This window comes from Kitasatospora sp. NPDC023120 (assembly GCF_055560835.1).
The window spans coordinates 141,376-153,890 of the sequence record NZ_JBVHHY010000019.1; the positions used below are offsets into that span (position 1 = coordinate 141,376).

A 12,515-nucleotide genomic window follows, 5' to 3' on the forward strand; every position below is an offset into this window, starting at 1 on the left:
GAGGGCCTGGAACAGAGCCCTACGTCTCACGGTAGGACCGGAGACCCGTCCTGTCCTGGGCCGGACGGACCACGGCCCGGCCCGTACGGCCCCGCCCGGCGCCCTACCACCCGCCTCGTGCCGTTCCCCGCACGGCCTCCGGCGACGTCACACGTCGGCGCCGCTCCCGGTGTCGGCCCGACCGGCGTCGGCCCGTCCCGCATCGGCCCGTCCGGTGGCGGCGAGCAGCGCCAGGACGGCGAGCACCGCGAGGAGCACCAGGACGAGCAGCAGCACGGTCAGCACGGTCGGGTGGTTCCACAGCGCGAAGACCAGGACCACGATCAGCACCGCCGCGATGACGAGCCAGCGGCGGTGGGCATCGGTCCAGGTACCGGCCCGTCCGGTGTGCACGCCGTGCGCGGTGCCCCAGCGGGCGGCGGAGTCGGCGGCGTGGTCGGCCCCGCTGCGGACGGAGCGCGGCAGCCGTCCCGCGCCGGAGAGGTAGGCGCCGAGCGCCACCACCACGCCCAGGACGATCGCGGTGCGCAGGCTGACCCGCAGGAAGTGCAGCAGTGTGTCGAAGATCGCCGCGGCGGCCGCCGGGGACTGCACGGCGGGCGGCAGGTGGTCGAGGTAGTAGTGGCGGGCGATCACCAGGGCGATCGCCACCAGCAGGCAGGCGCCGGCCGCTCCGAGGGCCGTGGTCACCAGGGCCCGGCGCCGGCGCCGGGCCAGCACGACGCCGATCGCGCCGAGCAGCACGGTGACCACCGGCAGCCAGTTGCCCACCACGTCCAGCGCGTGCGCGGCGCCGCGGATCTTCGCCAGCTTGTCGGACTGGAACAGCACCAGCTGCTTGTTGACGTCCGGGATCTTCTCGGCCGGGGTCAGGCCCGCGGCCACCAGCTCGTCCTTGAGCCGGTCGACGGCCTTCCCGACGTCGAGGGTGACGGTGCCGTCACTGACCCCGACGGCGCCGCGGCCCTGGCCGGTGAGGGCATGGACCACGGCCGCGTGGGCGCTGCGGTTGGCCTCCGTCCAGACGGTGGCGAAGGCGTCGCTCTGCACCACCCTGGTCGCGACCTTGGTGACCACCTGGTCGACCGCGTCGTCGATCTTGGGTCCGAGCGACTTGACCGCCCCGGCGGCGCGCGGCGGCAGACCCTGGGACTCCAGCCAGGCGGCCAGGTCGGAGGCGACGGCCGGGCCGTCCACCTTCGCGTCCACCGCCTGGGCCATCCGGTTGACCGCGGCGTCCTGGATCGCGGGGTTGGTCGCCAGCGGCGCGACCGTCGAGACGTACCGGTCGGTGTCCAGGGCGATGTCGTGCACCCAGACCGTGAGCAGCGAGACCGGCACCAGGATGCAGGTCAGCGTGATCAGCACGGCCGAGACGGTGCTCACGACGATCCCCACCGCGCGGGAGCGGTGCCTGCGCTCCGGGGACGCGCCCCCGTTCGACGGCGTGCCCGCAGGGGGCTCTGACGGAGGCGGTTCCAGTGGCCCGTTCAACGATGCTCCCAACGGTCGGCGGGCGGCCCTGCCGCCGCTCTTCACCATTCACGCCGCAGGTCCGTCGTCCGGCACACCGGACTGCGCCGCCCGGACGAGGCACTCACCCTGAGCAGGTGATCCGCGCGCGGGCCGGGCGCCCTACCGTCGAAGCAGCGCCCAGCCCGGCGGGCCGGGCGACGGACTCCACGTGGAAGGAGCACCCCATGACCGAGGACGTCCTCGCCGAGACCGGGCCCATCGACTACCTGGTGGTCGAGTTCCCCGGCAACCGGATGACCGGGGAGGGGCTTCCGCTGCTGATCGACCTGGTGGACCGGGGTGTGATCCGCATCCTGGACTTCGCGTTCGTGCGCAAGGACACCGACGGCAGCGTCACGGGTATGGAACTGGCCGACTTCGACGGCGACGGGCGGCTGGACCTGGCCGTCTTCGAGGGCGTCGGCTCGGGGCTGCTCGGCGACGAGGACCTGGGCGAGGCCGCCGGGGTCATCGAGCCCGGGAACTCGGCCGGTGTGCTCATTTACGAGAACACCTGGGCCGCGCCGTTCGCCACCGCCCTGCGCCACAGCGGCGCCCGGGTCGTCGCCTCCGGCCGGGTGCCCGTGCAGGACCTACTGCAGTCCCTGGACGCGCTGGAGGGTGCCGGGGACGACTCCGCCCCCGGGCCGTCCGCCACCGGGTGAAGCCCCGGTAACGCCCCGGCCAAGCCACCGAGAGGAGAAACGAGTCATGCCTGGACTGCTGCGCGGAATGGCGCGCACCGCTGTCGTCGCCGGAACGGCGACCGCCGTGTCCAACCGGGTCTCCCGCCGTCAGGCGGGTCGTTGGGCCCAGCAGGACGCGGTGGCAGAGCCCGCGCCGCCCCCGCCCCCGGCCCCCGCCGCGCCCGCCCCGGCGAGCATGGACGACAAGATCTCCCAGCTGCAGAAGCTGGCGGAGCTGAGGGACCAGGGGGTTCTCACGAACGAGGAGTTCGCGGCGCAGAAGCAGCGGCTCCTCGCCGGCTGAACGCCGTCGACACGGCGGTGCCCCGTCCCGGCCGGACCGGGACGGGGCACCGCCGTGTCGCGTCGAACCGGTGCGCTCACGCCCCGCTTCCGGGCCCGGAACCCCGCTCGGGTCCGCCGTGGGCGGTCAGGGCGTAGATGCCGATCACGTCGATCGCGATGACGGTCACCGACCAGAGCGGGTAGGAGGAGGCGAAGGCCATCTGCGCGAAGGCGTTCAGGCCGAGCACGACGACTCCGGTCCAGCGGGCCCACTGCGCGCGGGTGGCCAGCACACCGTACGCCGCGGCCAGTTGGAGCACGGCCAGGGCCAGGATCGCCCAGCCCCAGGCCCTCAGGTCGCCGAAGACGAAGTGGGCGTCGGCGACGAAGACGTGCGACCGTGCGATGGCGGCGATGCCGTCCAGGGCGTTGAGGGAGCCCAGCAGGACGAGCAGCACACCGGCGAAGGTGATCAGTCCGGAGCCGGTGCCGCGGGTGCCGGCTGCCGGAGCGGCACCGTGCGGGGCGGTGGCGGTCATGGTTGCCTCCAACTGGGGGTGCGGCCGTGCCGCGCTCGACCGTGGCAGCGGCGGACCGGCGGGTCCGCCGGCCGGGTGTCGGCGGCGGCGGCGAAAGGCCCGATGCCACCACTCAGTCAGGTCCGCACGGCGGCGGCACCACCCGGGCCGGGTGATTCAGTGCCCGACGGCCACCTTGGCCGCCACGATGACCAGGCCCAGGAGCAGGTTGACCGCGCCCTCGACGGCGGCCTGGTGCGAGGAGGCGCCCGCGCGGCGGGCGCCCAGCGTCGCCCAGGCCACCTGCTGTGCCACGGCGACGCCGAGGGCGAGCCAGGCGGTCTCCCCCGCGTCGAGCCAGGGACTGACCAGCACCGCCAGGGCGGGCAGCGCCGACGCCTCGACGAGCGGCCACTCGTGCCGGCCGATCTCGCGCACCTGGCGCCACGTGACCCGGCGGCCTACCTCGCGCTGTCCGGCCACGTGCGCGTAGACGTGGGCGATCCAGAAGACCAGCCCGGTGATCACCAGCAGCAGGATCAGAGCCAGCCGCGGATGCGGTCCGTAGGCACCGGAGGCCGCGATCACGGAAGCCGCCAGCATCGAGCCGTAGACCGCGCCGGCGTAGTCCGTCCGGTTCGCGGCCCCGTCCGGGACCGGCCCGGGCGGGGCGGGGGAACGACTGCGGGACGTTGCCACGGCGCCTCCTCCCGTCCCCGCGCCGGGGGACGACCGATGAGCACGTTGCGGCCATCCTCGCCGGTTCCCGGGGGCCCGGCCTCACCCCCGGCAGGTGAGCCGGGGCCCGGGCGACGCCCCCTCCGCCCGCCCGGCGCCTCCTCGCGGCGCCGGGCGGACGGAGGGGAGCGCCACTCACCCACGCCGGGTGATCCGCGGCCCGGCCCTCGTTCGTACCGTGGCCGTGAAGGCCGTTTCCCTCGTCCACCGGGGAGCCCGACGTGAACCCATACCCTCCGATCGCCGAGCACGGGGTCATCGGCGACCTGCAGACCGCCGCGCTGGTGTCCACCGACGGCGACATCGACTGGTGGTGCACGCCCCGGTTCGACTCCCCCAGCCTCTTCGCCTCGATCCTGGACCACGCCAAGGGCGGCCGCTGCCGGCTCGCCGTCGACCGGGACGCGGTGCCGGACGCCCAGGTGAAACAGCTCTACCTCGCCGGCACGGCCATCCTGATCACCCGCTTCCTCGCCCCGCAGGGCGTGGCGGAGGTCCTCGACTTCATGCTCCCCGACACCTCGCCGACGCCGAGCGACCGGCACCGGATCATCCGTACGGCCCGGGTGGTGCGCGGGCGGGTGCCCTTCCTGCTGGAGTGCCGCCCCCGCTTCGACTACGGCCGCGCCACCCACCGGCTCACCCTGCCGGACGAACGCTGCGCGGTGCTGGAGAGCCCCGACCAGCACCTGTGCGTCCAGGCCACCGACCCGGTCGTGCTCCAGGCCGACGGCTCCGACGTCACCGCGCGGTTCACCCTGGACGCGGGACAGCTGGCCACCGTGCTCCTCACCACCTCCTCGCCGGGCGGCACCCCGTCGTCGCCGCCCTCCGAAGCGGACAACCTCGCCGCCTTCGACGCCTGCCGGGAGTTCTGGTACGAGTGGCTCAAGTCCTCCAACTACCAAGGCCGTTGGCGCCAGATGGTGGACCGCTCGGCGATCACCCTCAAGCTGCTCAGCTACCACCCGACCGGTGCGCTGATCGCCGCCGCGACCATGGGGCTGCCGGAGCAGGTCGGCGGGGAGCGCAACTGGGACTACCGCTACACCTGGATCCGGGACGCCTCGCTCTCCGTCCACACCCTCATCGGCCTCGGCTTCTACGACGAGGCGCGGGCCTTCCGCCGCTGGGTGCGGGACCGGGTCGACGCCGCCGGCGCCGAGGGGGAGCGGCTCCAGATCATGTACCGCATCGACGGCGACCCGCACCTGACCGAGGAGTCCCTCACCCAGTGGGAGGGCTACCGCGGCTCGTTCCCGGTGCGCGCCGGGAACGCCGCCGCCGACCAGCTCCAGCTCGACATCTACGGCGAAGCCGCCTACGCCTTCGCCGCCGACGAGAGCGACATGGGGGCGCTGCGCGGCTGGGACGCGTTCCGCAAGCTGGTCGACTGGCTGACCGAGCAGTGGGACCGCGCGGACGAAGGCATCTGGGAGACCCGCGGCGGACGCCAGGACTTCACCTACAGCCGTCTGATGTGCTGGGTGGCCTTCGACCGCGCCGTGAGCATCGCCCGGAAGTTCGCCCGCCCCGCCGACCTGGAGCGCTGGAGTTCGGAACGCGACGACATCCTGCGCCAGATCGTGCAGCGCGCCTGGAACCCCGAGCGTGAGGCCTTCACCCAGCACTACGCCACGGACGTCCTGGACGCCTCGCTGCTGCTCATGCCCAAGGTCGGCTTCCTCTCCCCCACCGACCCCGCCTGGCTGTCCACCCTGGACGCCATGGACCGGGAACTGGTCCAGGACAGCCTGGTCTACCGCTACGACCCGACCGCTTCCCCCGACGGACTGAGGGGATCCGAGGGCACCTTCAACCTCTGCACCTTCCTCTACGTCGAGGCCCTGGCCCGGGCGGGCCGGGTCGACCAGGCCCGCTACGCCTTCGACAAGATGCTCACCTACGCCAACCACGTGGGCCTGTTCGCCGAGGAGATCGGCCCCTCCGGTGAGCAACTGGGCAACTTCCCCCAGGCGTTCACCCACCTCGCGCTCATCGACGCGGCGGTCGCCCTCGACGAGGAGCTCGACCGCCGGGGCGCCGCCTGACGCACCGCACCCGGCAGCCGAAGGCCCGTCAGGAGCACGAAAGGAGCCGGCCGTGGTCGCCCCTCCCCACCCGGTACGGAGGCATCGCAACCTGCTGCCGTTCGCCGGCGTCGCGATGATCCTGCTGGCGCTGTTCAACGGCATGGACGCCATGGCGGCACTGGTCGACTCCCCCGTCGTCACCGGCACCGACCGCTACGTCTTCGGCGATCTGCACAGCCTGGGTTGGGCCCTGCTCGCCCTGGCCGTCGCCCAGGGGCTGGTCGGGATCACTCTGCTCACCGGCGACCTCCGCTCCCGCTGGTTCCCGGCGGTCGTGCTGTGCGCCAACGTCTTCGCCCAGTTCGTCTTCCTGCCGAGCTTCCCGGCCTGGTCCCTCACGATCATCGCCGTCGACCTCGCCGCGCTCTACGTGGTCCTCAGCGCCCCCGGGAACACCCCGGAGAACGGGAGCCGGGAATGACCGACACCGTCACCGCCCCCACCACGGCCGGACGCCAGGTGCTGATCCCGCTGGCACTGGCCCAGTTCATCTGCAGCTTCGCCGGCTCCAGCATGAACGTGATGATCAACGACATCAGCACGGACCTGGACACCAGCGTGCAGGGCGTGCAGGTCGCCATCACCGTCTTCCTGCTGGTGATGGCCGCGCTGATGATCCCCGGGGGCAAGCTCACCGACCGCTGGGGCCGCAAGCGCTGCCTGATGGCCGGCCTCACCACCTACGGCGTCGGTGCCCTGCTCAGCGCGGCGGCCCCCGGGCTCGGCGTCCTGATCCTCGGCAACTCGATCCTGGAGGGCGTCGGCACCGCCCTGCTGATCCCCCCGGTCTACATCCTCACCACCCTGCTGTTCACCGGTACCGCCGCCCGGGCGCGCGCCTTCGGCACCATCATGGCCTTCGGCGGCGTCGGCGCGGCAGCCGGTCCGCTCCTCGGCGGCCTGCTCACCACCGCCATCGACTGGCGGGCCAACTTCGGCTTCCAGGCGGTGATCGTGGCCCTGATCGTGCTCCTCACCCGCAAGCTGAAGGACCCGCTCCCCGCCGATCCCACCCGGCCGTTCGACACCGTCGGCGCCGTCCTGTCCGCGGCCGGACTGGTCCTGGTGGTCACCGGCATCCTCGCCGCGGACAACAACACCTGGCTGATGATCGTGCTCCTGCTGGCCGGCGCCGCGGTGCTGACCGGCTTCTTCCGCTGGATCCGCCACCTGGAACGCACCGGACGCGAGCCGCTGCTGGCCACCAGCCTGTTCCGCAACCACATCTCGAACCTGGGCCTCGTCACCCAGAACGCCCAGTGGCTCGTCCTGATGGGCGTCTCGTTCACCGTCGGCGCCTACCTCCAGGTCGTCCGCGGCTACAGCGCCATCGCCACCGGCGGGGTCTTCACCGCCGCGACCCTCGGTCTGCTCGCCACCTCGCTCGCCGCGGAGCGCCTGGCCGAACGCTTCGCCCAGCGCACCCTGATCATCACGGGCTTCGCCGTCACCACCGCCGGCATCGTCGTGCTCCTCCTGCTGGTGCGCGCGGTCGACTCCGTCTGGGCCTTCACGCCCGGACTGCTGCTGATCGGACTGGGCATCGGCGTGATGCTCACCCCCTCGGTCAACATCGTCCAGTCCGCCTTCCCCGACAGCCGCCAGGGCGAGATCTCCGGCCTCTCCCGCAGCATGTCCAACCTCGGATCCTCGCTGGGCACCGCCATCGCGGGCACCATCCTGGTCTCCGAGCTCACCCGCAACGCCTACGCGGCGGCCATGGCCGTCCTCGCGCTCTGCGGGCTCATCGGACTCCTTGCGGCGCTGTTCCTGCCGCGCGACCGGGCCGCGACCACACTGGGAACAGGGCCGGGAACGGAAGCCGACCGATGAGCACGTCCGCCCGTCACACCGCACCGTCGTCCCACTCGCACCCGACGAAGGAGGCCAGATCCATGCCCGGCATCCACCACCACGAATCGCGTCGTCCCGTCGCGCCCGCACCCGACGAGCTCGGACGGGTCGGCTGGCTCCTGCTCGGCGTCGCGGCGCTCCTCACCGCCGGGCTCGCGCACGCGCTGGCGGGCATCGTCGCGATCGCCAAGGACATGCTGCACACCGCTGCGCAGCGCGCACCCGCGTCGGAGTCCGCGCCCGCTCCCGCCCTCAGCATCAACGAGAAGGACGGATGGATCCTCATCGGCACCCTGGTCGTCCTGGCCGGCGCCATGGGCCACACCGCCACGGTGATCGCCGAGAGCCTCAAGAAGATCATCCACACGGCGCGCCGACGGGTGCTGACATGACATCCGCACCGGCCGACTCGGCCGCCGCCGGACGACAGGCCCGTCGGCACCTGCCGCGCTCGGCCCACGGGAACTGGGCCCCCGCGCCGGGCCGGGCCGACCCGGTCGACATCCTGGAACAGCAGGCCGCCTCCCGGGTCCCGGAGCTGGTCCCGATCCGGTACGGCCGGATGGCGGCATCCCGCTTCGCCTTCCTGCGCGGCGCGCCCGCGATCATGGCCGCGGACCTCGCCGCCGCCCCGGACACCGGCCTCACCGTCCAGCTCTGCGGGGACGCGCACCTGTGCAACTTCGGCGTCTTCGCCTCTCCCGAACGCGCCCTGCTCTTCGATCTCAACGACTTCGACGAGACCCTGCCCGGCCCCTTCGAGTGGGACGTCAAACGCCTGGCCGCCAGCATCGCCGTGGCCGCGCAGGAGAACGGGGAGTCCGACGCGTCCGCGCGGGACACGGCACTCGCCTCCGCCCGCGCGTACCGGCTCGCCCTGCGGCGGCTCGCGGGCCTCGGTGAACTCGACGTCTGGTACGAACGGGTGGACATCGCCGACCTGCTGCCACAGATCAAGAATTCGAAGTACCGCAAACGCGTCGAAGCCAACCTGGAGAAGGCCCGCGGACGCACCAGCCTGCATGCCCTGGCCAAACTCACCGAGCGCGGCCCGGACGGCGAACCCCGCATCATCCACGACCCGCCGCTGCTGGAACCGGCGGACCCGCAGGACGTGCCCCGCCTCCGGCAGATCCTCCAGGACTACCGCGACACCCTGCCGGAGGAACGCGCGGCGCTCCTCGACCGCTTCGAGCTGGTCGACACGGCCCGCAAGGTGGTCGGCGTGGGCAGCGTGGGCACCCGGTGCCACATCGGGCTGTTCCGCGGCCTCAACACCGGCGAGCCGCTCTTCCTCCAGGTGAAGGAGGCCGAGCGGTCGGTGCTGGAGCCCCATCTGGCCCCCAGCCGCCACCGGCACCAGGGCCAGCGGGTGGTCGTCGGACAGCGCAGGCTCCAGGCCGTCAGCGACATCTTCCTGGGCTGGTCCACCGGGCCCGCCGGGCGCGCGTTCTACTGGCGCCAGCTGCGCGACATGAAGGGCTCCGCCGTCATCGAGGGCATGCCCAGGCCCCTGCTGGAGCAGTACGCCGACCTGTGCGGCCGCACCCTGGCACGCGGCCACGCCCGCACCGGGGACCGGGTCGCCATCGCGGCGTACCTCGGGTCCGGCGACGCCTTCGACCGCGCCATCGCCGACTTCGCCCTCGCGTACGCCGAGCAGACCCGCGCCGACCACGCCGCACTCACCACCGCGATCGACAACGGCCGGATCAGCGCACGGCCCGGCCTGTGAGATCGGCCCGGGGCGAGCCCGACACGCCCTGTGCCGGCCGTTCGCCCTTCCGGGACCGCCCGGTCACCTGCCCGCCCGCCGGGCGGGCAGGTGACCGGTGAAGGCGAAGCCGGTGAGTGTGATCCCGGCGGTGGCCAGCAGCGACACCTTGAGGCCGTCGAGCTGGGCCTCGCTGTAGGCCTCGACGATGGCGTGCGCCTCCTGCGGCGGGACGGGGGTCTGCGCGAGCCCGGCGGCGAGCTGGTCCGCGGGCACGAAGTCGACGCCCGCCTCGATCCGGATGCCGGCCTCGTGCTGCACCGCGTCCGAGATCTCCGGGTGCCCGGCGACGGCCTTGCCGAACGCGGCCGTCAGGGCACCGATCAGGATGGCGCCGATCAACGCCGTGCCCAGCGACGAACCGAGGTTCTGCGCGGTGTACTGCAGCCCGCCGACCTCGCTGCGGTCCTCCTCCCCCACGCTCGACTGCACGACGTTGCCCAGTTGCGAGGCGAGCAGCCCCATGCCGATCCCCAGGAGGGCCATCGCCAGCGCGAACGACAGGTCGTCGAGCTCCGGTCTGACGGTGCCGACCAGCCACAGTGACGCGGCGAACAGCACCAGTAGCCCGATCCGCACCACCGTCCTCGGCGAGGCGAACCGGCCGAGGAACGGACCGGACACGGAGGCCGCCAGCATCGTGATCGACACCGGCAGCAGCTTCAGCCCCGTCTCGAAGGCGTCGTGGCCCTGCACGACCTGGAGGTAGAGCGGGATGACGAAGAACAGACCGAGCAGGATCAGGTTCTGGCTGAAGAGCATGAACAGGCCGGAGCGCAGCGGTGGGATGTCGAACAGACCGAACCGGACCAGCGGATGCTCCTTTCGCAGCTCCCACGAACGGAACAGCACCAGGAGGACGCCGCCGAGCGCGACGGCGAAGAGGGTCGGCGAGTACCCGAGGACGGTGAACGGCGGATTGCGGGGCTGGAGCCAGCCCCAGGAACTGCTCTGCAGCACGGCGAGCACCACCAGCCCCAGTCCGGCCACCGACAGCAGCACGCCGACCACGTCCAGCGGGGTGCGGTGCTCCGGTGCCGGTTGCGGCTCGATCCAGCGCAGCAGCAGGAGGATGACCAGCACCAGGACGACTTCACCGGCGAAGACCAGACGCCAGGTGAGGTAGGTCGTCGTCCATCCGCCGAGCATCGGACCGACGGCGATGCCCGCCCCGGCCAGGCCGCCGATGACCCCGTAGGCGGTCGCGCGGTCCCGTCCCCGGTAGGAGCCGGCCACCAGTGCGGCCAGCGCCGGGAGGACCAGCGCGGCCCCCAGGCCCTCGATCACCGACCAGCCGAGCGCCAGCACCCACAGGGTGGGGGCGACCGCGGTGATCCCCGATCCCACGCCGTAGACGCACAGCCCGACCATGAACATCCGGCGGCGCCCGAACATGTCACCGAGCTTGCCACCGGTGATCATGAACGCCGCCATCACGAGCGTGTAGAGGGTGATCACCGCCTGGATCGCCGTGACGTCGGTGTGGAAGTCCTCGACCAGCTGGCTGATGGACACGTTCATCACGGATGCGTCGAGCACCATGAGGAACTGCGCCGTGCCCAGGACGATCAGTGCTCTCCACCGGTTCACCGTGTCTCCTCCTGCTCGCCGCCCCGCGCAGTCGACGGGTGGCCGTACTGAGCACTGATCCCTCGCGTCCCCGGAACTGAACCGGTCACGACGCCGGACCGCTCCCACGGGTGGGGGATCACCCCGGCTGGGTGATCCCCCGTGGCGCCGCGACGCGCAGCCTGATCCCACGGGGATCGGCGAGGACCGGCGGAGCATTCGAGGGAAGGATGCTTATGCGTTACGAGTTCCGAATCGCCGGGGCGATGACAGACGTGACCGTTCGCCAGGCCTTCCCGGAGCTGGAGAGCGTCTTCGTGCCGGACCAGACCCTCCTGTTCGGCCCGGTGACCGACGAGGCCCACCTCTACGGCCTGCTCAGCCGGTTCCAGGCGCTCGGGTTGCACATCATGGAGCTCCGCCAACTGCCCGACCAGGAGACGGTCGGACAGCCGGGGCACCGGGCGCGGAGCGGCTGAGCACGCCCCGTCGCCGTTGCGCCGAACGGCCGTCCGTCCGACGTGCCGCACCCCGCTCCGTCGCCCAGTCTTGGGCCGGGACGCCGACATCGACCGGAGGGAGGCGGGGTGACCGAACAGCGTGGTCAGTCCGGCCGCACTCGCTGGATCCGCTCCCGGTCCGTCTGGCTGCGCGAGCAGACGGCCACGCTGCGCGAAGCCCCGTTCCTGCGCCGCCTCGTGGTGCAGCTGATCCACGTCAACGTCCTGGACACCGCCACCCGCCTCGCGGCGCAGGCGTTCCTGACCGCCATCCCGGTGCTGTTCGTGCTGGCCGCCTTCATGCCCCAGGAGGTGCGCGACACCGTCTCCGAGTCCCTGCGTACCGTCCTGGGGGTCCAGGGCTCCTCGCTCGGCGAGGTCGAGCAGGTGCTCCGGCCCAATGGCGAGGGCCCCACCACCGACGCCTTCGGCGGCATCGGGATCCTGGTGATCCTGCTCTCCGCCACGAGTTGCAGCCGCATCCTGCAACGCCTGTGCGAGCGGAGCTGGCACCTGCCCCACCTGTCGGGACGCCTGGCGGCCTGGCGGTGGCTCACGTGGCTGCTGGTGTGGCTCACCGCGCTGCTCCTCCAGGGGAAGGTGCGGAACGGATTCGGGGCGGGCGAGGCCCTCGGGATCGTCCTCTACCTGGTCACGGCCGTTCTGCTCTGGTGGTGGACGCAGCACCTGCTGCTCGGCGGCCGTGTCCCCTGGCTCGCGCTGCTGCCGGGGGCCGTGCTGACCGGTGCCGGGCTGACGGCGCTCGCCTGGGTGTCGAAGCTCTACATCCCCCGCTCGCTGAACCGCAGCGTGACCCAGTTCGGCCCGCTCGGTCTGGTCTTCACCCTGCTGAGCTGGCTCATCGTGGTGTTCACGGCCGTCACGCTCGGAATCGGCACCGGGTACGTGGTGGCCGGTCAGCGCCGACTGGCCCGGCTGCTGGGAACGCCGGAACCGGAGCCGAGCGACGAGGGCTGAGGGCG

General features: G+C 72.4%; 13 protein-coding genes. 9 read left to right on the top strand and 4 right to left on the bottom strand.

What is annotated here, in order from left to right; all coding sequences use genetic code 11:
* Positions 1 to 147: 147 nt before the first annotated feature.
* Positions 148 to 1,386, bottom strand: coding sequence for a hypothetical protein (locus tag ACZ3TI_RS26850; RefSeq protein WP_465730432.1), 1,239 nt, complete (start codon positions 1,384 to 1,386; stop codon positions 148 to 150).
* A 314-nt stretch (positions 1,387 to 1,700) separates the two neighbouring features.
* Here ACZ3TI_RS26850 and ACZ3TI_RS26855 point away from each other — a divergent pair, with 314 nt between their 5' ends.
* Entirely contained in the window at positions 1,701 to 2,180 is a 480-nt protein-coding gene (locus ACZ3TI_RS26855; protein ID WP_465730434.1) for a DUF6325 family protein, read from the top strand.
* Between the two features lie 46 nt (positions 2,181 to 2,226).
* Complete coding sequence (locus ACZ3TI_RS26860; protein WP_465730436.1) at positions 2,227 to 2,505, top strand: SHOCT domain-containing protein; 279 nt, start codon at positions 2,227 to 2,229, stop codon at positions 2,503 to 2,505.
* Between the two features lie 76 nt (positions 2,506 to 2,581).
* Here the strand turns inward: ACZ3TI_RS26860 and ACZ3TI_RS26865 are convergent, their stop codons facing one another.
* Together ACZ3TI_RS26865 and ACZ3TI_RS26870 are read right to left on the bottom strand one after the other, a co-directional pair.
* The gene (locus ACZ3TI_RS26865) at positions 2,582 to 3,025 is read right to left on the bottom strand and encodes a DUF7144 family membrane protein (RefSeq protein WP_465730438.1); all 444 of its coding nucleotides are present in this window, start codon (positions 3,023 to 3,025) and stop codon (positions 2,582 to 2,584) included.
* Positions 3,026 to 3,181: 156 nt separating this feature from the next.
* Complete coding sequence (locus tag ACZ3TI_RS26870) at positions 3,182 to 3,703, bottom strand: hypothetical protein (RefSeq protein ID WP_465730440.1); 522 nt, start codon at positions 3,701 to 3,703, stop codon at positions 3,182 to 3,184.
* 260 nt (positions 3,704 to 3,963) lie between these two features.
* Here ACZ3TI_RS26870 and ACZ3TI_RS26875 point away from each other — a divergent pair, with 260 nt between their 5' ends.
* From ACZ3TI_RS26875 to ACZ3TI_RS26895, 5 genes are all read left to right on the top strand, one after another.
* Complete coding sequence (locus ACZ3TI_RS26875; protein ID WP_465730442.1) at positions 3,964 to 5,793, top strand: glycoside hydrolase family 15 protein; 1,830 nt, start codon at positions 3,964 to 3,966, stop codon at positions 5,791 to 5,793.
* Between the two features lie 52 nt (positions 5,794 to 5,845).
* The gene (locus ACZ3TI_RS26880) at positions 5,846 to 6,256 is read left to right on the top strand and encodes a DUF7144 family membrane protein (RefSeq protein ID WP_465730444.1); all 411 of its coding nucleotides are present in this window, start codon (positions 5,846 to 5,848) and stop codon (positions 6,254 to 6,256) included.
* Entirely contained in the window at positions 6,253 to 7,668 is a 1,416-nt protein-coding gene (locus ACZ3TI_RS26885; RefSeq protein WP_465730446.1) for an MFS transporter, read from the top strand. Before ACZ3TI_RS26880 ends, ACZ3TI_RS26885 begins: the two co-directional genes overlap by 4 nt.
* Before the next feature lie 62 nt (positions 7,669 to 7,730).
* Positions 7,731 to 8,081: a hypothetical protein gene (locus tag ACZ3TI_RS26890; protein WP_465730448.1), complete on the top strand. Its 351-nt coding sequence runs from the start codon at positions 7,731 to 7,733 to the stop codon at positions 8,079 to 8,081.
* Entirely contained in the window at positions 8,078 to 9,424 is a 1,347-nt protein-coding gene (locus ACZ3TI_RS26895; protein WP_465730450.1) for a DUF2252 domain-containing protein, read from the top strand. Before ACZ3TI_RS26890 ends, ACZ3TI_RS26895 begins: the two co-directional genes overlap by 4 nt.
* A gap of 63 nt (positions 9,425 to 9,487) precedes the next feature.
* Here the strand turns inward: ACZ3TI_RS26895 and ACZ3TI_RS26900 are convergent, their stop codons facing one another.
* The gene (locus tag ACZ3TI_RS26900) at positions 9,488 to 11,053 is read right to left on the bottom strand and encodes an MFS transporter (protein WP_465730452.1); all 1,566 of its coding nucleotides are present in this window, start codon (positions 11,051 to 11,053) and stop codon (positions 9,488 to 9,490) included.
* 215 nt (positions 11,054 to 11,268) lie between these two features.
* Between ACZ3TI_RS26900 and ACZ3TI_RS26905 the strand changes: the two genes are divergently transcribed.
* Together ACZ3TI_RS26905 and ACZ3TI_RS26910 are read left to right on the top strand one after the other, a co-directional pair.
* Positions 11,269 to 11,511 carry a hypothetical protein gene (locus ACZ3TI_RS26905; protein WP_465730454.1) on the top strand — a complete coding sequence of 81 codons (243 nt, stop codon included), beginning with the start codon at positions 11,269 to 11,271 and terminating at the stop codon, positions 11,509 to 11,511.
* A gap of 108 nt (positions 11,512 to 11,619) precedes the next feature.
* On the top strand, positions 11,620 to 12,510 hold the full coding sequence (locus tag ACZ3TI_RS26910; protein ID WP_465730456.1) for a YhjD/YihY/BrkB family envelope integrity protein: 891 nt from the start codon (positions 11,620 to 11,622) through the stop codon (positions 12,508 to 12,510).
* The last annotated feature ends 5 nt before the right edge of the window (positions 12,511 to 12,515 follow it).